Consider the following 21,263-nt stretch of genomic DNA (forward strand, 5'->3'; position numbering starts at 1 on the left):
TGATTTATAGACCTAAAAAGAAACCTGTTACTTGCAATCAGCGAGTAGCAAGTTTTTTACAAAATAATGAGCAAAAGTTCATAACTTGTAATACAATAGACATTATATTGAAATAAAACACTGTTAAATCAATCACTAACTACCCTGTAACTGATTTTTATTCTCATTGCTTTTCACAAGCAGGTTATTACTTTATAGGATGAGCGATGACTTCTTATACTTCTCAAAAAAATCTTGCGGCAGTGCTATTTTTAACGATATTCCTCAGCGCGTGCGGCGGAGGTGGGGATTCTGATAGCAGTTCTACATCTGCTAATACACCAGACAGTTCACAAAATGATGAAACAGCCCAGCCAACAACGTCGGAACCTATCATTTCTGCACCGATTATAGCGACACCAACTAGTCAAGGTGACGAGCCAAGCGATGGTACTCCTAACGCTGGTGATAATGGGTCAGCTGATAATAATGTACAAGCAGCATTAAGTGCAAATAATCAGTTCAGTCTAGCAAGAACCAGCTGTGGTCTAAATGGTTTATCCGTTGATACAGAATTAGACGATATTGCCATTCAGCACGCAAATTACATTAAATATGTATTTGCCAATAGCTCACCAACCAGCTTTAACGCGCATTTTGAAAATGAAATCAGCGATATTGCTAGTGTGACAGGTTCTAACAATCCTTTTTTCAGTGGATTAGATTTGGCAGATCGATTGATCAATGCAGACTATGGCAACTCTCAATATGGTGTCACTGAAAACATTGCCCAGTCTGTCTATTACAGCTCGGCAGGCAATTTTTTGAGTACAGAAGCCGTGGCAAGCTCTATGGCAAAGTCGTTGTTGTCAGCGCCTTATCATCTACGCTCTTTAATGTTGCCAACTTCAGGCGTAGTAGGAACAGGGATGGTTACCTATACGCCTAGTAGTAAAAATGCTGCTAACAATAAAGGCTATGTTTTGGTAAGCAATGCTGCAGGGACAAAAACTACGACAAATAAAACGTTTGAAGGTGTTTTTACGTATCCATGTCAAGATGTGACGGGGACAGTTACTGCACTTTATAACGAAACCCCAAATCCAGTCAGAGGCTCTGGGCGCAATTTACGTACTGATCCTATCGGACAGCCGGTTTATATCAACATGCCATCCGCTGATAAAGTTAAAGTGAGTAACGTTAAATTCCGAGATGTGCAGCGTAATATAGATGTGCCGACTCAATTGCTTGATTCTGACAATGATCCGTACAAAGGTACGAATTATGCGCTACCAACAAATGAAGCATTTATTTTGCCATTAACGGATGCGCTGAAAAGCTGTGAATCAGGTAGTAATAAAGGTGGTAATTGTGGACTTTATGGTAATAGCGAATATAAGGTCAGCTTTGATATTTTGGTTGACGATAAAACATTAGAGCAGCAGTCATTTACGTTTACTACTGGTAAGGTAAATTACTAATAATCATTTAATACGCTCTAAATATTGATCGTAAAAAAGAAGGTCTGAACCAGTGATATGATTCAGACCTTCTTTTTATGTAATAATTTTTTGTGTAATAACTTTAATTATCTTCGTACAATACTAGGAATGTGGCCTAAAACGATGAATTAGGCTGTTTTAAAAAGTTCTTTTCATCTTCGGTTGAGTCGCGATTTAGTACCTCGTTGCGATGTGGATATCGCCCGAATTGATCGATGATTTGTTTGTGACGATGTTCAAAGTCCAATGTGTTTGCATCATCTAATTGCTCAAATAGCGGTAGATAACGCTTATGAATCATGGCCGATTCAGAGTGCATAAACGGTATGATAATAAACCTACGCCATTGCATCGGTAGAGTATCAAAATAAGGCTGTTGAATGGCTTCTTGGGCGAGTGCTAATGCCATACCGTCTTGTGCAAATGCACTTGCTTGTCCGCGACATAAATTGCGTGAAAACTGATCTAGCACAATAATTTCTGCCAAGCGTCCTGCCAATGCCGTTATCGAGCTATTACCATCCAATGAAGACTCTGCGATACGCCAAGTGACACATTCGCCTTGTTTCGCTGCATGCCAAATGCCGCCAAACTTATCCTGTATCTGCTTATCAAAACGATCGTTTTGTTCAAACCAGTATGCTTCATTGTTTTTATCAAACCAAAAATCTAACACGGCACGCGCATCAGGATCTAGGTAAGTCAAATCTATGTTTTTCGGATCCAATTGTGATGAATGGGATCGACTGGCTGAGGTGGAATAATCGGTTGAGAGTGCCATAAGATATTCTAATTATGATGAATTTAGTCTACTATAGCGCAAATATTTATATCTGTCTGTCAAGATAGCAACAGCAGAGTGTCTATTAGGTAATCTATTATGAATGCAAAAAATCTAGAGAATTCTATCAACGCGACATTGCCACCAACGCCTTACTACGTGCTTGATGAAGCGGCCATCGTTGCCAATATGAAAATCATCGCTAGGCTATGTGAGCTGTCTGGTGCAAAAGCATTATTGGCACTAAAATGCTTTGCCACATGGGGCGTGTTTGATGTGATGCAGCCTTATCTGCATGGCACGACTTCATCTTCACTTAATGAAGTGAGATTGGGCTATGAGACCTTTGGCAATAACGATGATGCCAGTAGCAGCGATAAAAAAGAAACGCATGCTTATAGCGTCGCCTATAGTGCAGATGAAATCCCTGAAGTATTGAACTATGCGGATAAAATTATCTTTAACTCAATCTCACAGCTCAACGCTTTTAAAGCGCAAGCCGCCGCACAAAATATACCTGTAGGTCTACGACTCAATCCAAAGACTAGCAACTCATCGTTTTTGATTGCTGATCCTGCGCGTCCATTTAGCCGTCTTGGTGAGCACGATAAAAATAAAATCGCAGCAGTACTTGGCGATATTACTGGCGTCATGATTCACAACAACTGCGAAAATGACAGTTTTGAAGCCTTTAGCGAAAGCTTGGCTGATATTGAAGAAAGATTTGGTAATATCTTAGCGCAGCTTGAGTGGGTGAGCTTGGGCGGTGGTATCCACTTTATTGCGCCTGATTATCCATTAGAAAAATTGGCTGCACGTTTGAAAGCGTTTAGCGACACTTATGGCGTGCAAGTGTATCTTGAGCCAGGCGAAGCGAGTATTCACGGCGCAGGTACTTTGGTGACGACGGTGTTAGACACCATGCACAATCAAAAAAATCTAGCAGTCGTCGATGCGTCTATCGAAGCACATATGCTTGATCTACTGATTTATCGTGAGTCAGCACCGATTGCTGCGATCAATAATACTGCTACCAATATTGCACCCACTGGTAATCCAGCAGAAGCTGCACCGTCTGAAGCTAATGCTGAGTCGGCAGACCATACCATTATCTATGGTCGTTCTTGCTTAGCAGGTGATATCTTTGGTGAGTATGCATTACCGAGTAATCTTCAGATAGGCGATCAGATTGCCTTTGGTAATGCTGCTGGTTATACGATGGTTAAGAAAAACTGGTTCAATGGTGTCAACATGCCAGCGATTGTCATCCGCCGGTTGGATGGCAGTATCGATATCCAGCGCGAGTTTGATTATCAAGATTATAAAGCCAGCTTGTCTTAACGCGTTACTTTCGTGACTTTTCTACATTAGAAAACAAAGGCTTAGTCTTAATAATGGGTGATTTTAAGGTATCTGCTATTGATACATTATTTTTTACCGATAAGGGAATAAAAATTGTTATAATCGCGTCGGGCAAATAATGGAGTATTATTTGCCCGACGGGTGCGTGGGTTTTCCTCGGTCTTCCTTTTTAATTCACGCATATCATTCACTCGTTTCTGTTTTGCATAGCCGCTATCAATGGTATCGACAGGGACACAAAGGAGGATTGTTCATTGAACACAAACCAACAAGCTAAGCCCAACAAAAAAGACGTACTGATCATCGGAGCAGGCGGTGTCGCTCAAGTAGTCGCGCATAAATGTGCGATGCACAATGATGTACTTGGCGAGATTCATATCGCCTCACGTACCAAAGACAAATGCGATGCCATCGCCCAAAGTGTAAAAGAAAAAGACAGCTTTAAGCAGGCTGCGGTCTTGCATACGCATCAAGTCGATGCGATGGACAGCCAAGCACTCGTGCAGCTGATACAAGACACAGGAATACAAATAGTCATCAATGTTGGTTCGGCATTTATCAATATGACCGTACTAGAAGCCTGCATTGACACAGGTACTGCCTACATAGATACGGCTATTCATGAAGACCCACGTAAGATTTGTGAGACACCGCCGTGGTACAACAACTATGAATGGCAACGCAAACAGCGCTGTGCAGACAACAATATCACTGCCATTTTAGGTGCAGGATTTGATCCCGGTATGGTCAACGCCTACGCGCGTCTTGGCTATGACATGATGGATGCAGGATCTGTGACGGATATCGATATCATTGATATCAATGCGGGCAGCCATGGCAAATACTTTGCGACCAACTTTGACCCAGAGATTAACTTCCGTGAGTTCACCGGTACGGTTTACTCTTGGCAAGACAGCAAGTGGCAGTCTAATAAAATGTTTGAAGTCAAACGTACGGACGATTTGCCAGTTGTGGGCGTGCAAAACAGCTATCTAAGTGGTCATGATGAAGTTCATTCATTGTCAGCCAATCTAGATGTACCAAACATTCGCTTTTGGATGGGCTTTGGTGAGCACTATATCACTGTCTTCACTGTCTTACAGAGCCTAGGACTACTGTCTGAGCAGCCAGTTATGACGGCTGAAGGCCAAGAAGTTGTACCACTGAAAGTCGTTAAAGCGGTACTACCAGACCCAAGCTCACTTGCACCGAACTATACAGGCAAGACCTGCATTGGTGACAAAGTCAAAGGCAAGATCAATGGCGTTGAGACTGAAGTGTTTATCTACAATGTCTCAGATCATAAAGATGCTTACAACGAAGTTGGTAGCCAAGGTATCTCATATACCGCAGGCGTGCCACCTGTTGCTGCTGCGATACTGGTCGCGACTGGCGAATGGGATGCAGGCAAGATGGTCAATGTCGAAGAGCTAGATGCCAAGCCATTTATCAATTTACTAAATAAGATTGGTCTGCCAACGCGTATCAAAGATAGCGAAGGTGACAGAGCGCTTGAGTTTGATATTTAGTTAGTCATTATATCTATTCTAAAAGCCCATCTGACTTTAATTGAGTCAGGTGGGTTTTTTATTTTATAAAGGAAAAATAAATTGTCATTGTCTATTTAATTATACAGAATAAATTATCAAACGATAATGATTTTCAATATCATCTATATTAAAAATAAGGTAGTATTTTACTTTTGTATCATTCGCTAGACATTCTGTAAAGGTAGAAATTAGATGTTTGTCAGTGAATAAATGAGGGAGTAGTGAATGAGATACATACGATTTCTTCCTAAGAAAAAATGGGCCATAGCAGGCTTTACCTTTTTATTATATTCGGCGTCATTTCCTGCATTTGGTTCGGAGGCAACGATGCTAACGATTGAAAGTCCCTTAAAAGGCGATTTAAATCATTCCAACAGGGAAAACGCTGATATCAAGCCACAGCATAAGTCATTAGATTTTAGCGTTCCTTGCGATACAGGCGATTATCTAACCGGATATGTTGAGAGTGATAGAAGTATGATGACGCTAGATGTTATCGATGCCACAGGAAAAGTATCGCGCCGTTTGATTGATAATAAAAGTGGCAAACAACACTTCTATTCAGTAGCCGAAAACTGTGCAGAGACCTGGCGACTGTCTGGCTCAGGTGCTTATCAGATAGTGCTCGAACAACGTGTTAGTTTAGCAGAGCAAGATTTAAAAGGTTCTTTAGGAAATTCTCTAGACAGTTCTGACACGTTACTCAGCCCCAGAGTATCGGCATTACTTGAGTCATTGCAGAAAGGGCAGAGTACAGATCGCTTTTGGGCGGAAGTGGAAGTATTAGGTACACCGCTGATTGAAGACACAGCTTTGGGCACTGTGATGACGTTTTTAGCGCGAGGAGACTATCGCAATGTCAAGTTAATGGGTGGCCCGTCCACCAATCATGATGCATTGCAACGATTGGTAGACTCTGATACATGGTACAAAAGCTTTATTGTGCCAAACAACACGCACTTATCCTATCAGATTGCTCCCAATACCCCTGAGCCACCTCTGTCTGAGTTTGCTCGTAGAGTCGCCATAAAAGCCGTGGCTCAAGCCGATCCTTATAATCACCATTCATGGCCACGTTCAGCCACTGATAAGTACACAACCAAATCTACTATTACGTTAAAAGACGCACCAAATAGGCGTTGGATAAAAAGACAGGCAGAGGTTCCCAAAGGAGAGTTGTCTACCTTTAAATTTACCAATAGTACATTGGACAATACTCGCGATATCACCATTTACTCCCCAACTGTTAATAACAACAAGGAGAATAGTAAAGATGATGCGGTGCTGTTATATATCTTTGATGCGGAAGCCTATATTGATACGGTTGGATTGCCCACGATTTTAGATAATTTGATTGCAGAAGGTAAGGTTCCACCAGTGACAGCGGTGTTTATTAGCAATCCTGATAATGATGCCCGTGCACGTGAATTACCTGCCAACCCAATGTTTGCAGATGTATTGGCCAATGAGTTAGTACCACAAATAAATAAACGATTGCCAGTAGCGATACCAACGGATAGAACGGTCATTGCAGGGTCAAGTTATGGCGGTTTAGCAGCGACGACTATCGCACTACGTCACCCCGACATATTTGGCAATGTTATCTCTATGTCTGGGTCTTACTGGTGGCATCCAAAAGATCAGACAGCAGAAGATAAACACTTCGTAGCGTCTGAGGTAATAAAAATGGATAAGGCACCCGTTCGTTTCTTTTTGAGCGCAGGCGTGTTTGAAACGGCTCGTGGTAAAAGTGGTAGCAACGGTATATTGGGAACCAATCGTCATCTGCGAGACGTTTTATTGGCAAAAAGGTACGATACACATTATCAAGAGTATGCTGCAGGACATGATTACTTTGCTTGGCGAGGAATCATAGGAGATGGTTTGGTATCGCTTTTTCCATCTAAGGAAAAGAAGTAATATCTCTTTTATTTAAACTAGCGCTAATGTTTAGCCTTTTACTACTAAATAAAATGATAGTGACTGAGTATTCATACTCTAACTTCTAATTTTCTATATAAAGTATTTTTTTAAAACCAACCTGCTAACAAGTAGCAAGTTGGTTTTAAATCGATTGTCATTAATTAGGATTATATTCTCTTAACGCCGCAATACGGTCATCAAGCGTGGGGTGTGAGCGGAATAAGTTGGCAATACTAAAGCCTTGAGTTTGCCCAGACGAGATTGCAAACGCTTTCATACTCTCAGGCATTTGATCTGGTCGCTGTGCAGAAGGACGCAACGCATCAAGCGCACTGATCATTTTTTCGCGACTGGCAAGTTTTGCGCCCATTTGATCCGCACGGAATTCACGTAAGCGTGAGAACCACATCACGATGGCAGACGCCAAAAATCCAAGCAAAATATCCATCACAATACTGGTGATAAAGTAACCGATACCGGGGCGATCACTGGTGTTTTTAAAAACAGTACGATCCACGAAGCTACCGATAATGCGCGCAAAGAACATCACAAACGCATTGACCACGCCTTGAATGAGCGCAAGGGTGACCATATCGCCGTTAGCCACATGACCAATCTCATGCGCCAATACGGCCTCGACTTCATCTTGATTCATATTTTGTAGTAGACCAGACGACACTGCTACTAGTGCTTTATTCTTATTCCAGCCAGTTGCAAACGCGTTTGGCTGCGAATTATTAAAAATACCAACCTCAGGCATACCGATATTTACGGCTTGCGCTTGTTTTGCTACGGTATCGACCAGCCACTGTTCAGTAGCGGTGCGTGGCGATTCTATGACTACTGTACCCGTAGATTTTTTAGCCATCCACTTTGATATAAAGAGTGACACCATCGAGCCAACCATACCGTAGATACCGCACATAACAGCAAGACTGACATAGTTTAGCCCACCTGCCGTATATACACCGCCAATCCCAAAAAATCTGGACAGTATCCCAAACACAATGCTAAATACCACAATCACTGCTAAGTTGGTTAATAAAAATAATCCAATACGCATCATGATGCTAACTTCCTATTTACAATGTCGGTATGGCCTCGATAGACGGTTATCTAAGAGGTTTGTTTGTTATGATAGATTGTACTGTGATTTTAACTGTCATGTCAGAAAAAATAGCTTTTTATAAGTGGTGACAGAGATAGGGTGATTATTTTGGGGAATGCCGTACAATACATGGCTGGTCTTAGCAGGTTAGAAAAGTAGTAGATGAGGAGTAGTGATTTTTGACAGAATTAAAGACGGTTGGGCTATTTGCGCTTACTGCATTGGCTGAGATTGCAGGATGTTATCTGCCTTATCTGTGGCTGCGAGAAGGCAAGTCAATCTGGCTGCTGATACCTGGTACGCTGAGCTTAGTCGCGTTTGTTTGGCTGCTGTCATTACACCCAACTGCTGCGGGCAGGGTCTATGCTGCATATGGTGGCGTTTATATATGTATGGCGATTTTATGGTTGTGGACGGTCAATGGTATACGGCCAACTATGTGGGACATAGTGGGTTCAGTAGTTGCACTATTAGGAATGGCGATTATTATGTTTGCACCGCGCGGAGCTTAATTAAAGACAGTACTTAGCTAAAAGCCAATGACGAATCAAAAAATACCAATCAAACGGTTAGGTCAGATTGGCATATTGATGTATTGATTATTAATGTTTACCTAAAATACTACCATTGTCGTCTTTCTTAGCTTGTTTGGCAGCTTTCTTTTCTTTAGCAGTCAAAAGGGGCTTTTTCTTAACGTTCTTCTTACTATCTTGACCTTTGCTCATAATCGTTTCCTTTTTTACAGCACACTACTCTTGACGCCAAGTTAAGCGCATTCAAGACAGGGTGAATACAGCTAACATAGCTGCTTACTGAATAGAGTATAGGCTTAAGCTTTAGTAATAGATAGCGCTCGCACAATTCGTCTACGATTCAATTATCATTCAAATCCTCTATTGTTTTCGCTAAGTGTTCTTTATGCAGAATGACGAGCAACTCCAATAAGGTTAGTCCTAGTCTATCAATTGATTCGTTCAATCAATCATTGTATTAATAAGTGCTTACTTACGGATACATGGCGATTTGCTATAATGAGTCATAAACCGATTTATAAACGCGGCAAACTCTTATTTATTAACATTTAGCACCATAGTGCTTACTGTTTTGGTCAAATTATTATGCGTATTCGTAAACTGTTCAAATTTGAAAATGCTCACATCGTTCGTAACTGTAGTTCTGAGCGTTGTAAGCACTCGATTCATGGCCACAGCTATCAGATCGAGCTGATCCTTGAGGCCACTCGTTTAGACCATGGGCAAATGGTTTATGATTTTGGTCTGCTAAAATCTTCAATCAAAGACATTATAGATAGCTTTGATCATGCCATTTGTTTTTGGAACAAAGATGATCCTGAGTATGTTGCAGCGTGTAAGAAATTCAGCGCACGTTGGATTAGCTTGCCAGTTTCACCATCAGCAGAGCAGTTTTCACGAGTGATATTCTTTTGGGCACAAGAAATACTACGTCAGACACAAATGCAAAATGGTGAAGCGGATGTCAGCGTGTACTCAGTGATTGCCCACGAGACGGCGACAGGGTATGCGCAGTGTTTTGCTGATGATGTTGCAAACGATCAAATGGGTAAGCTGGTCTTAGAAGATTTTGAATTCAGTGAGCAGGTTCGTGCTGAGTGGACTGACTCTGAGCTGTATGCCAAGCTGATTCGCGGTGAAAGCTTTACCAATCCAACTGTGACCATGCAGGTACAGACAGAGCAGGTACAAACAGAGCAAGCACAGGCAGGTTCAGACTGATGCACACTGATGAATCTATAAAAGACGACACATACTCGCAAACATTGATACTGAACTCTGAGCAAGATACTCAATCATTGGCGCAGCAATTAGCTGATCTGCCATTGACAGGCAGTGTGTGGCTGGCAGGTGACTTGGGTGCAGGCAAAACCACGTTGACTCGTTATTGGCTGCAAGCGCTTGGTCATATAGGTGCAGTAAAAAGCCCAACGTATACCTTGGTTGAGCCTTACAGTATTCAGAAAAGTGATGGCTCGATTAAGCCAGTTTATCATGCAGATCTGTATCGTTTGCAAGATCCAGAAGAACTGTCTTTCATTGGGTTTGATGAATATCTGGATGAGCCAAATGCTCTGGTCATTATCGAATGGGCTAGCCGCGCTGATAGCTATCTGCCGCCGCCCACGTTATTCATCGATATGACTCAAAGTGTCAGTGATGATAACGACACTGAAACTCGCCAAGTGCAGTTGAGGTTGTCAAAGGCAGGTCAAGCGCAAGGTTTGGATTTATCACAACTTAGCATCTAAATGAATATCTAAATTATACCAATCGCTACTTTCCAAAAATATGACATCTATCAATGCCAGATAATTATCCTAATACCCGCATCAAAAAACTATCGCCGTTGCTAATCAATCAATTAGCAGCAGGTGAAGTGGTGACACGTCCAGCAGCAGTGGTCAAAGAGCTGCTGGAAAATGCCATCGATGCTGGCGCGACCAATATTGAAGTGCGCATCACTCAAGGCGGTATGGGCCTGATTGAGGTAGTAGATAATGGGGTGGGCATTCATCCTGATGATATGGTCATGGCCATCACTCGTCATGCGACCAGTAAGGTTGCTGACGTTGCTAATTTACATGGTATTACGACGTTGGGTTTTCGCGGTGAGGCGTTAGCGGCTATGGCTGCTGTCTCGCGTTTGACCTTAACCAGTAGTCATGATGAGAGTGGTATTGGCCGTCAATTACAGGTCGCTGGCGTATTAGATGACATACCGAAACTGTTGCCAGTTGTGCATAACCGCGGTACCACGATTGTCGTAAAAGATTTGTATTTCAATGTGCCTGCCCGCCGTGGCAACCTAAAATCTATTGCTACTGAATTCGGTCATATCGAAACCATCGTTCGAGAAGTCGCACTGGCGCGTGCCGATATTGCTTTGACACTTTACCATGACAATAAACAGCGGCTATCATTATCTGCAAGTGCTACGAGTATTAGTGGTAACAATGACAGTCGTTTGCCACTACCGCGGTTGGAACAAGCGACTGGTATGGCATTGACAGATAATGCATTAGCAATATCGATAGATTTGTCGAGTCTGATACAGTCGTCTGTAGAGTATGATAGTAGCAATGCTAATCAAGCAGCGATTAGTGGTTGGTTATGGCCATTGCATTATGAAAAATCTGACTTACCAAAGCTGATTTATGTAAATGGCAGACTAGTAAAGGAAGCGCTGATTAGCAATCAAATACGTCAACTGGCACAAGGTGCGCAGCTAGCAGGTATGGGGTATGCACTGTATTTTGATTTGCCAACGCAATGGTTGAATATCAATGTACATCCATCTAAACAACGTATCAAAATTAGTCCATTGAATAATATTATGGCGCACTTAGGCCATACAGTTCGTACGCAGTTGAAAACGATCGATGTAGCTAAGTTTGGGTTTGGGTTTGGAATTGATTCTGCATTTAAATCTGTACCGAAGCCAGAAACTGACAGCCAATACATATCTGAAGAATTATCAAACGAAGATGCTTCTGAAAGTCGTTTGTCTGAAATGCTCATCTCAAGTAGTCAGTCTAGCAATAACCCAAGGCAGCATAATAAAGTAGAATCTAATAAGCAGTCTTATCAGTCTACTGCAAACCAATCACTTTCATATAATCCTTCATTGCAAGAGTCAGCGCGATCTTATATCAATGAACGATCAGACCAAAGTAACAATAGTAACAACAGCACGTCACATTATTCTGATGGAGCAGCTACCTCTGCATCTTTACCAATTTGCTTAGATATCATTAACGATGTAGAAGCTGTTGACATGGACTTAAACACAGATGATAAAAAGCTACCTTGGTTATTATTTTATCACCAAGGGCAGTGTGCACTGATAAGTGCTAAAGACTGGCAGTTTAAAGTAAGCCAGTTGTTCGAATCACTTACCTCTAGTCAGCAAGTATTCAAAAAAGATAGATTGCCAAGCAGTGCTACTGAGATTAATCAGCAACTTATTAGTGTCAATACGCAAATGTCTGCGCAAGATTCAATAGTTTTTGCAAATGATCTTACTGAAATAATCATGAACAATGCTATTAAAGCGATAGACAGTCACCTCTTAGTAAAGCTAATGCTATCCTGAATATCTGAAAATAATTACAACATCTTAAAGCAATTAAACCAATCGATATCTGAGTTATCCATATATTATGAAAGGCCACTTTATGCAACATTCGTCTGATAGCCTACCTCACAAGCTGGCGGATAATAGCGTGGTTTGTCTTATGGCACCAACTGCTAGCGGCAAGACATCACTGGCATACGAGCTATACGATACAGGTCGTTTTGAATTAATTTCTGTGGACTCAGCGCTGATATATCGTGACATGAACATTGGCACAGCCAAGCCAACAGCGATTGAGCTGGCGCGTTATCCACATCATTTGGTCGATATCATCGATCCTACGCAAAGCTATAGCGTGGCGGAGTTTGTCAGTGACGTTGCTCGTCTTATTGACGAATGTCACAGAAATGGCAAGATACCATTATTAGTAGGTGGCACCATGATGTATTACATGGCGCTACTCGATGGATTGTCTCCTGTGCCTGATAGCGATGACAGCGTACGGGCGCGCGTAGAGCAGTGGCGTCAAGAGGAAGGTATTAGCGCTCTATATGATTATTTGGGGAGTATAGACCCTATAAGTCATGAGCGCTTGAATGCTACTGATACTCAGCGTATCACGCGAGCAATTGAAGTCTATCTACAAACACATATTCCAATAAGTGACTGGCAGCGCAAGCCAAAGCAAGCATTGGCACATAATCCGAATCAGCAGTGGCACGCGCTATCGGTAATGCCAGATCGTCCATGGCTACATGATCGTATCGAACAACGTCTAGACATAATGTGGAATGAAGGGCTAGTGGCTGAAGTCATAGACTTACTAAAAAAGTATCCGCTCACGCCTAATATGCCTTCGATGCGCTGTGTGGGTTACAGGCAAGTACTAGAATACTTGGTGCATATTGATCATCCGATATTTAATGAGGCTCATCTAGATAAAGCTCAATTTTATGAAGCTTTTGGAAAGCATACAGCTGTCAACGGAGAAAAAGAAATCTCAGATAATGTTGCTCATTCAGCTGCTCAACCAAACATGGCTAACCAAGAGACCGAGGCGCTTGCTTGTCAGGAAATGCAAAATAAGGCATTATATGCTACAAGACAGCTAGCCAAACGTCAGTACACATGGCTAAGAAAGGTAATGCAATTGCCCAATACATCATCAACTGGGATAGCAAAATCTGAGAGCGGGGCTAATAATAGCAGTCGTATGATATTACAAACGTTTGAAACCATGGCCGAAGCACGAGAGTACTTGTCTTAGGGTGCAATGATAGCTAACACAATTAGTTTCAAAAATTGGCATAGATAGCTGTTATAATTTGGCTCAGTACGTTGAGCATTGTTATGATGTCTAGTTTATGAACTTTTGTAGACAGAAAGTATTAACGAAACAACTAGTTACTTAATTATTTACAATAATAACGTATTCGCGATAAAGTGGAATCACTTAAGAGCAACGAATATTTATTTAGATACGTTTTATAAAGAAAACACCTTATTGTATCTACCTTTTAGCCATTATAATTAAATTAACACTTAAAATAATTGGCACTCAAAACATAACTATATAATATTTAGGAGAGATTTCATGTCAAAAGGACAAACTTTACAAGATCCGTTCTTGAACTCGCTGCGCAAAGATCGCATTCCTGTCTCTATTTTCTTGGTCAATGGCATTAAACTACAAGGCCAAATTGAATCATTTGATCAATATGTTGTTCTCCTGAAAAACACAGTGAGCCAAATGGTATATAAGCATGCCATTTCAACAGTCGTGCCAGCACGTAACCCGCGTAGTAGTACGACGACAGGTACAAGTGCTCAGCCTCAGAGCGCAGCACAGACTGGATATCAAGGCGGTGGCTTTGAACGTGGTAGTAACCCTGCTGCTGGCGGCTTTGAAGAACGTGGTTTTGCATCGAGTCGCAGTGGATTTAATCGTGGTGGTTTTAGCCAAGGTCAGGATCGCGGCTTTGAACGCGGTAGCTTTGGTCAAGGTCAAGAGCGCGGGTTTGAGCGTGGTGGTTTCGGTCAAGATCGTGGGTTTGATGCCACGGCAGATAACACAGGCTTTGAAGATAAGCCAAACGATGGTTCTAATGATAGCAACAGCTAAAGCACTGCATTAATCGAGCATGTGGTCTAAAAAAATATTAAGACATGACTTATTCGTTTAAAACCTGCTGATAATAGTGGGTTTTTTTTGTATAGATAGCAGCAAGCTCTTTATTCAGTATAAAGCACTATATTAGTGTAGATTTTGTAGACCATTACTAATATGAAACATAGTGTAGTAAAATAGCGTATTGATTCATTATAAAAATAGAGCGGATTCATGAGTGATACCAAAAACAACTTAACCCATGAGCAATTTATTACCACTGCTATCGAGGCCATTAACACAGAGATATCTGCGTTAGCACTACTAATAGAGCAGATTGACGACAGATTTGCCCAAGCATGTGACATCATTCTGACTTGTAAGGGTCGAGTGGTAGTCACCGGCATGGGTAAATCAGGTCTAATTGGACGCAAGATTGCAGCGACCTTTGCCTCAACTGGTACGCCTGCTTTTTTTATGCATCCTGGTGAAGCAGGGCATGGCGACTTGGGAATGCTTGTAAAAGGTGATGTGCTGCTTGCTATTTCAAACTCAGGTGAGTCAGATGAAATCAAGATGCTACTGCCAGTTGTTAAGCATCTAAATATTCCTCTTATCAGTATCAGTCGTGATAAGCGCGGTATGTTGCCACGAGCAGCTGACATTGTATTGACACTCGGTCAGTCGCAAGAGGCTTGTCCACTTAATTTAGCGCCAACCTCCAGTACGACAGCTACTTTAGCGCTCGGGGATGCGTTAGCGGTTGCTTTAGTACACGCACGTAACTTTACTTCTGAAGATTTTGCATTATCACATCCTGCTGGTGCCCTGGGTCGTCAGTTATTGACGCGTGTTGAAGATTTGATGCATACCAATTCAGAAGACTTGCCTTTGATTCATCAGCAAGCCCCATTGCAACAAGCTTTATTTACCATGTCTGCTGGGCGATTAGGCATGACAGTAGTGACTGATGATAACAATAAGGTCGTCGGTGTGTTCACAGATGGTGACTTGCGCCGAGGGTTAGAAAAAGGCATCGATCTACAAACGCCAATGCATGAAGTAATGGTCAGTAATCCACGTCATATCAGTAAAACGATGCGTGCGTCAGATGCGCTAAGTGTCATGAATGAGAGTAGTATTAGCCAGTTATTGATTATTGATGATGAAGATCGTTTAGAAGCTATTATTACCGTGCATGATTTGCTGCAAGCTGGGGTCAAATAAGGTTTGTGAGTTGCCGTTGAAATAGTTAAGCTATATAGAATAATGCTTCGAAAATAAATATTAAAAAGAGATAAATAATGCAGGACTTGATACAGAAAGCCGGACAAGTAAAACTATTGGTCATGGATGTCGATGGTATTTTATCCAATGGTCAAATTATCTATGATGCCAATGGTGTTGAGACCAAAGCGTTCTCCGTACAGGATGGTGTGGGTGTTAAGTCGTTAGCACGCTACGGTATTTTGACAGCCATTATTACCGGCCGTAGTAGTGCGATGGTGAATAAGCGAGCAGCAGAAATGGGCGTCAACCATGTGGTGCAAGGCCGTGATGATAAGCTTGTTGCGCTAAACGAGCTGCTATCTTCTCTAGATCCTGCCCTGAATATCACTGCTGCTGACTGTGCCTATATGGGCGATGATTTACCAGATATCAAAGCAATGCAAACAGTAGGCTTTGCGGCAACCGTACCTAATGCGCATGCTGAAGTCATCAAGCGCAGTGACATGGTAACGACTCGTGCTGGCGGTACTGGTGCAGTGCGCGAGATATGTGACCTTATTTTAAAAGGTCATGGACATTATCAAGACTTTATCGCGCATTACACGCTTGATGAGGCGCAAACTCAGGATAACCAGTCGTGAATACACGTGTCTTAATTGTATTAGCCTTAATTATTGCTGGTATCGCGGGTTGGTTTTTTCAGCAGCAAGGTGACGTGACGCCGCCAGTCAATATTGAAACGACAGATGTCGATTATGAAGCCACTGATATCAAAGCCGTTCAGACCAATGAACAAGGTGAAACCGAATACGAGCTTACCGCTGAGTCTTTGACGCATAATCCTGAGACCAATCAGGATGAAATGTCAGGCATTACCATGAATTGGGAACCATCTGCAGAGCAACGTTATCGTATTCAAGCGGGCAGTGCAGCCATCAGTCAACAGACAGGGGAGCTTAGTTTATCAGGTGGATTTACACTGGTGAGCGAAGGTAATAAGAGTACCCCTGATATCGAACCAATAAAAGTAACTGGTAGTACGCTAAAAGGTAATACGAAATCAGGCAAGGTATACAGTGATGCGCCTGTGAAAATCGAACAAGGCATGAATCGATTTGAAGCCTCTAGTATGACTGCCAATCTTGAGACGGGAGAGTATGAATTTGGCCAAGTGGCTGTTGCCTTTTCTCCATCTGAACGCCAAGACAAAGCATTGTTTTAATCAAAGTCTTTCTTATTTACTGTGTCAAAAAATAGCAGCTAGCATAAAGTTTGCAAATCCTACCACCTATTATGAAATGAGTTATTTATATGAAACTTAAATTTTTGCCTACTTTACGCGCATCATCACTCTGCTTGCACAAATTGTGCGCACTGCCAATGGTGATGTTATTGGCGCTACCGCTATATAGTCATGCGTTGCCATCAGATTCTAATCAGCAGATTAAATTGCTAGCGGATAAAGCCACTTATAGTGAGCGTACCGGCGTGACCAGTTATGCAGGTAATGTCATTATTACCCAAGGTACGTTTAAGATGACGGCTGACAACATCACGGTCAATCTTTCTCAGCAGCGTAGCATTAACTCGGCGGTAGCAACTGGCCGTCCAGCGACTATGCAGCAAGTAGTCACGCAAGAAAAAGGCTTGGCAAAAGGGCAGGCTAATAAAATTGACTACAACGCAGTGTCTGGGATTATTACGCTAACTGGCAATGCGAAACTGGTTCAGAATGGTGCAAGCTTCGCTGGTAACGTCATTCGTTATAGCCTAAAAGCAGGTGATGTTGAAGCGACTGCTGGCGGCAATCAGCGCGTTGAACTGGTATTCCCGCCTAACAATGGTACAAACCAAAGTGGCGTACGTTAATCCAAATAAACAGGCTATGAGTAAATAAGTCTGCCTTTAGCAATGCTTAAATTTTGTGAAAGTAAGAGTAAGTTATGAGCGATGATAAAAATCTAGACCTATCGGCATCAAATAACAATACGGCGCCTGTCGCTCGATTGACTATGCAAAATTTAGGCAAACGCTATGGTAAGCGCTGGGTGGTCAAAGACGTTTCATTTTCTGTCGAACAGGGTCAAGTCGTCGGACTGTTGGGGCCTAACGGTGCTGGTAAAACAACTAGCTTCTATATGGTGGTGGGACTGGTCAATATGGATAAGGGCCGCGTTACGCTAGGTAAAATGGATTTATCTAAATATGCAATGCACGAGCGAGCGCGTGCGGGTATCGGCTATCTACCACAAGAAGCATCAATCTTTCGTAAATTATCTATCGAAGATAATATCTTAGCTATCCTACAGACTCGTACAGAATTAAGTAAAGCTGAACAGCAGCAAGAACTTGAAAAGTTGATTGGCGAGTTCCATTTAGAACATGTACGCAAGTCTCAGGGTATGAGCGTATCAGGCGGTGAGCGTCGACGCTGTGAGATTGCGCGAGCATTGGCCGCTGATCCTAAGTTTATCTTATTAGATGAGCCTTTTGCAGGGGTAGATCCTATCTCTGTTGGTGATATCAAAGACGTTATTTTAACGTTAAAGAATCGCGGCATTGGCGTTTTGATCACCGATCACAATGTTCGAGATACATTGGCGATTTGCGAAAAGGCTTATATCGTATCAGAAGGGGCTATCATTGCAGAAGGCACTTCGGCTGAAGTGTTAGAAAATGATTTAGTAAAATCTGTTTATCTAGGTAAAGACTTTCAAGTATAAGTGAGAGCGTTAAATTCCTTATCTCATACTCTATTTTATATAGTGCGCTCAAAACAAAAAGGTGCCGTTAAAGTAGCATTATCTGGTATGGATTTTCCTTACTTCCTATTCATTTTGTTTTCCAAATGCTGTGTAAAATTTATACCAACAGTTTTGTATTTTCTGATTAACTAATAGAGCTGGCTACAACTATTTTATATAGAGCTTATAAGCCAGTTACTACTTATATCTACAATTAACATCATCCTCTTTCAAGTACAGCTTGCAAAACTAATAGCTGACTTATCATAACAAATATTTTTAAATCAGCGCTTATAAAGCGTGACAATACTTTCTTCATTATTCTCGATTGATCCTCTGAATAAGGCTTATAAGCTATGGCAAAAAATAAAAGCAGCTATGTCTGTCAGCATTGCGGTGCGCATTTTGGTAAATGGGCTGGGCAGTGTACGGATTGCGGGGAATGGAACAGTTTAGTCGAAGCTCCAAATATCAGCATGCCTCATCACAATAAGAGCACCGCGAAGCCTAATAACGCACGAGCTGCTACTCGTGGTACCAGTGCGCCAGCTGGTAACTACTCTGGTACTCACAGTGCTGTCATGCCGCTTAATGCAGTAAGTGTGACGCTCGACACACGCCTACCAACTGGTATCAGTGAGTTCGATCGCGTACTGGGTGGTGGGTTAGTGGCGGGTTCCGTAGTGTTAATCGGCGGTGATCCAGGTATTGGTAAATCAACGATCTTGCTGCAAACGGCGACCAATATGGCACGGGCGGATTCACTAGCAGGTAGTGCACTATATGTGACGGGTGAAGAATCACTTGCGCAGGTAGCCATGCGAGCCAAACGTTTAGACTTGCCTGCTGATAGACTGCGTGTACTGGCCGAAACTAACGTAGAAACTATCTGCGCTGCATTAACGCAAGAGCAGCCAGCCATCGCTATTATCGATTCTATTCAGACTATTTATACGGATGCTATCAACTCTGCACCAGGTGGTGTCAGTCAGATTAGGGAGTCTGCAGCGATTTTGACGCGCTATGCTAAGCAAACAGGTACAGCGCTATTTTTAGTAGGGCATGTAACCAAAGAAGGCACGCTAGCAGGTCCGCGAGTATTAGAGCATATGGTTGATACCGTACTTTATTTTGAAGGCCAGTCTGACTCGCGTTTTCGTATGATTCGTGCGGTCAAGAATCGCTTTGGTGCGGTTAATGAGTTGGGTATCTTTGGTATGACTGATATGGGGCTCAAAGAAGTCGCCAATCCATCAGCGATATTTTTAAGTCGTTATGACAAACCTGTTGCTGGATCTGTGGTGATGGTCAGTCGTGAAGGTACAAGGCCATTGTTAGTAGAAGTGCAGGCTTTGGTAGATGATTCACAAGGCTCGCCTAGAAGGATGGCGCTGGGTCTAGATTTCCAACGTTTATCCATGTTACTAGCAGTGATGCATCGCCATGGCGGAATACATACCAGTGGACAAGATGTCTATGTCAACGTCGTTGGTGGCGTTAAAGTCATAGAAACGGGATCTGATTTAGCCGTACTGTTGGCCTGTGCTTCAAGTATTAAAGAGAGAGCGTTACCATCTTCATTAGCCGTATTCGGAGAAGTCGGTCTATCAGGTGAGATACGCCCAGTACCTAATGGACAAGAACGCCTAAAGGAAGCGATGAAACATGGGTTTAAGCATGCCATCATTCCAAAGGCCAATGCACCTGCTAAGGATGCGCCTCAGTTTAAAGGTATCAATGTGATTGCTGTTGAGCGTCTGGATGATGCTATCGAAAGCGCCTTTGAGTTATAAGTTATATAGAATTAGTAGTACTTTGTTTTGAGTAGTTTAGTCGCTACTGTTAGTTTGGAACGATAAATATAGACCATAAAAAAAGCCTAACTAATGATGAGTTAGGCTTTTTTTGCTATATAGGCTAGCAATATTATTGGTCTTTAAAACTGATACCTAAAGTTAAGGTCCTGCAACGCGCTCAATAGCAACGTTACCCACGCCTTTACTCGTAATACCGAGTTTTTTGGCGGCACCATAAGATAAGTCTAATACACGGTTACCATGAAATGGGCCACGATCGTTCACTTTTACCACGACACTTTTACCATTGGTCTTGTTAGTGACTTTGACATAGCAGTTCAATGGTAATGAGCGATGCGCTGCAGTTAAACCGTTCATGTCAAAAGTTTCGCCACTGGCAGTCTTGCGACCATGAAACTTACGACCATACCAAGACGCAAGACCAGTCTGCTTGAACTTACTGACAGAGTTGGAAGCAACAGCTGTTAAGCGCTCTAATACATCTTCATCATTGGTAACTTGTGTCGTATCATTGGCTAACAATGAGCTGCTAAGTGCCAATGAAGTCGGCTGACGGGCTGACTTTACCAAACTTGATGCACCATCATGCTGACGGCTTAGTTCACCAAGTACACGGTCAATGTGGGAGGCGTTATCTTGCGAAATCATAGCAAGTGTGGTCTTTGCTTCTACAGCATTTGCATTGGTAGCGACTGCAGAGCCAGCAAATAACATTGCTGACATTGTAAGTAAACCAGATAAACGCTTGTTCATAAATACCTCTATAACTTATACATCAAAACCTAACTCTAAATATTTTAGATTGAGCATGGCATTAATCTATTATTTTCATATTGATTAATGAGCGGCTCTTATAGATATTAATATATGGTAATTTTTCATTTCATTATCATCAGTGTTCAGCAGAAGTAGAGCTAAAGTGACTGACGATACGCTCAAATGATAGTTAGCGATAAGCATTGAATACAAAGTCCAAAATCAGGACTGAGTGACAATGTCACTATATGTCGTATTTACATGATGTGCGATCTACAAACTTCTTTAGAATGC

General features: G+C 42.1%; 19 protein-coding genes and 1 pseudogene. 16 read left to right on the top strand and 4 right to left on the bottom strand.

Going from position 1 to position 21,263, the window contains the following annotated elements:
- Positions 1 to 206: 206 nt before the first annotated feature.
- Positions 207 to 1,460 carry a CAP domain-containing protein gene (locus CXF69_RS06180; RefSeq protein WP_102078470.1) on the top strand — a complete coding sequence of 418 codons (1,254 nt, stop codon included), beginning with the start codon at positions 207 to 209 and terminating at the stop codon, positions 1,458 to 1,460.
- Positions 1,461 to 1,596: 136 nt separating this feature from the next.
- Here the strand turns inward: CXF69_RS06180 and CXF69_RS06185 are convergent, their stop codons facing one another.
- The gene (locus CXF69_RS06185; RefSeq protein ID WP_101205049.1) at positions 1,597 to 2,262 is read right to left on the bottom strand and encodes a DUF924 family protein; all 666 of its coding nucleotides are present in this window, start codon (positions 2,260 to 2,262) and stop codon (positions 1,597 to 1,599) included.
- Between the two features lie 99 nt (positions 2,263 to 2,361).
- On the opposite strand from CXF69_RS06185, the gene CXF69_RS06190 reads away from it, so the two are divergent.
- From CXF69_RS06190 to CXF69_RS06200, 3 genes are all read left to right on the top strand, one after another.
- The gene (locus CXF69_RS06190; RefSeq protein WP_102078471.1) at positions 2,362 to 3,603 is read left to right on the top strand and encodes a carboxynorspermidine decarboxylase; all 1,242 of its coding nucleotides are present in this window, start codon (positions 2,362 to 2,364) and stop codon (positions 3,601 to 3,603) included.
- Between the two features lie 275 nt (positions 3,604 to 3,878).
- Entirely contained in the window at positions 3,879 to 5,153 is a 1,275-nt protein-coding gene (locus tag CXF69_RS06195; RefSeq protein ID WP_102078472.1) for a saccharopine dehydrogenase family protein, read from the top strand.
- 246 nt (positions 5,154 to 5,399) lie between these two features.
- Positions 5,400 to 7,094 carry an alpha/beta hydrolase-fold protein gene (locus CXF69_RS06200; protein WP_101205046.1) on the top strand — a complete coding sequence of 565 codons (1,695 nt, stop codon included), beginning with the start codon at positions 5,400 to 5,402 and terminating at the stop codon, positions 7,092 to 7,094.
- 160 nt (positions 7,095 to 7,254) lie between these two features.
- On the opposite strand, the gene htpX is transcribed toward CXF69_RS06200, so the two are convergent.
- A complete protein-coding gene (gene htpX, locus CXF69_RS06205; RefSeq protein ID WP_102078473.1) occupies positions 7,255 to 8,163 on the bottom strand; it encodes a protease HtpX in 909 nt (302 codons plus the stop codon).
- 221 nt (positions 8,164 to 8,384) lie between these two features.
- On the opposite strand from htpX, the gene CXF69_RS06210 reads away from it, so the two are divergent.
- The gene (locus CXF69_RS06210) at positions 8,385 to 8,717 is read left to right on the top strand and encodes a YnfA family protein (protein WP_101205044.1); all 333 of its coding nucleotides are present in this window, start codon (positions 8,385 to 8,387) and stop codon (positions 8,715 to 8,717) included.
- 90 nt (positions 8,718 to 8,807) lie between these two features.
- On the opposite strand, the gene CXF69_RS14565 is transcribed toward CXF69_RS06210, so the two are convergent.
- Entirely contained in the window at positions 8,808 to 8,930 is a 123-nt protein-coding gene (locus CXF69_RS14565) for a hypothetical protein (protein WP_021815223.1), read from the bottom strand.
- A gap of 393 nt (positions 8,931 to 9,323) precedes the next feature.
- Here CXF69_RS14565 and CXF69_RS06215 point away from each other — a divergent pair, with 393 nt between their 5' ends.
- From CXF69_RS06215 to radA, 11 genes are all read left to right on the top strand, one after another.
- Positions 9,324 to 9,959, top strand: a complete 636-nt coding sequence (locus CXF69_RS06215) for a 6-pyruvoyl trahydropterin synthase family protein (RefSeq protein ID WP_101205043.1) — start codon at positions 9,324 to 9,326, stop codon at positions 9,957 to 9,959.
- Positions 9,959 to 10,489 (top strand): tRNA (adenosine(37)-N6)-threonylcarbamoyltransferase complex ATPase subunit type 1 TsaE, encoded by a 531-nt coding sequence (gene tsaE / locus CXF69_RS06220; protein ID WP_101205042.1) that lies wholly within the window; start codon positions 9,959 to 9,961, stop codon positions 10,487 to 10,489. The genes CXF69_RS06215 and tsaE overlap by 1 nt, the downstream gene beginning before the upstream one ends.
- Before the next feature lie 53 nt (positions 10,490 to 10,542).
- On the top strand, positions 10,543 to 12,333 hold the full coding sequence (mutL, locus tag CXF69_RS06225) for a DNA mismatch repair endonuclease MutL (protein WP_102078474.1): 1,791 nt from the start codon (positions 10,543 to 10,545) through the stop codon (positions 12,331 to 12,333).
- An 82-nt stretch (positions 12,334 to 12,415) separates the two neighbouring features.
- Positions 12,416 to 13,582: a tRNA (adenosine(37)-N6)-dimethylallyltransferase MiaA gene (gene miaA, locus CXF69_RS06230; RefSeq protein WP_102078475.1), complete on the top strand. Its 1,167-nt coding sequence runs from the start codon at positions 12,416 to 12,418 to the stop codon at positions 13,580 to 13,582.
- A 327-nt stretch (positions 13,583 to 13,909) separates the two neighbouring features.
- Complete coding sequence (gene hfq / locus CXF69_RS06235; RefSeq protein WP_102083166.1) at positions 13,910 to 14,437, top strand: RNA chaperone Hfq; 528 nt, start codon at positions 13,910 to 13,912, stop codon at positions 14,435 to 14,437.
- A gap of 219 nt (positions 14,438 to 14,656) precedes the next feature.
- Positions 14,657 to 15,649 carry a KpsF/GutQ family sugar-phosphate isomerase gene (locus tag CXF69_RS06240; RefSeq protein ID WP_102078868.1) on the top strand — a complete coding sequence of 331 codons (993 nt, stop codon included), beginning with the start codon at positions 14,657 to 14,659 and terminating at the stop codon, positions 15,647 to 15,649.
- 77 nt (positions 15,650 to 15,726) lie between these two features.
- Entirely contained in the window at positions 15,727 to 16,293 is a 567-nt protein-coding gene (locus CXF69_RS06245; protein WP_102078867.1) for a KdsC family phosphatase, read from the top strand.
- Entirely contained in the window at positions 16,290 to 16,874 is a 585-nt protein-coding gene (lptC, locus tag CXF69_RS06250; protein WP_057760443.1) for an LPS export ABC transporter periplasmic protein LptC, read from the top strand. Before CXF69_RS06245 ends, lptC begins: the two co-directional genes overlap by 4 nt.
- A gap of 89 nt (positions 16,875 to 16,963) precedes the next feature.
- On the top strand, positions 16,964 to 17,521 hold the full coding sequence (lptA, locus tag CXF69_RS06255; protein WP_102078866.1) for a lipopolysaccharide transport periplasmic protein LptA: 558 nt from the start codon (positions 16,964 to 16,966) through the stop codon (positions 17,519 to 17,521).
- Positions 17,522 to 17,664: 143 nt separating this feature from the next.
- Positions 17,665 to 18,375, top strand: a complete 711-nt coding sequence (gene lptB, locus CXF69_RS06260; protein ID WP_379544987.1) for an LPS export ABC transporter ATP-binding protein — start codon at positions 17,665 to 17,667, stop codon at positions 18,373 to 18,375.
- 377 nt (positions 18,376 to 18,752) lie between these two features.
- Complete coding sequence (radA, locus tag CXF69_RS06265) at positions 18,753 to 20,189, top strand: DNA repair protein RadA (protein ID WP_101205035.1); 1,437 nt, start codon at positions 18,753 to 18,755, stop codon at positions 20,187 to 20,189.
- 162 nt (positions 20,190 to 20,351) lie between these two features.
- Here radA and CXF69_RS14645 read toward each other — a convergent pair.
- Positions 20,352 to 20,693: pseudogene (locus tag CXF69_RS14645) on the bottom strand (septal ring lytic transglycosylase RlpA family protein); the annotation flags it as partial.
- Between the last annotated feature and the right edge of the window lie 570 nt (positions 20,694 to 21,263).

This window comes from Psychrobacter sp. Choline-02u-9 (assembly GCF_002836505.1).
Lineage (GTDB): Bacteria > Pseudomonadota > Gammaproteobacteria > Pseudomonadales > Moraxellaceae > Psychrobacter.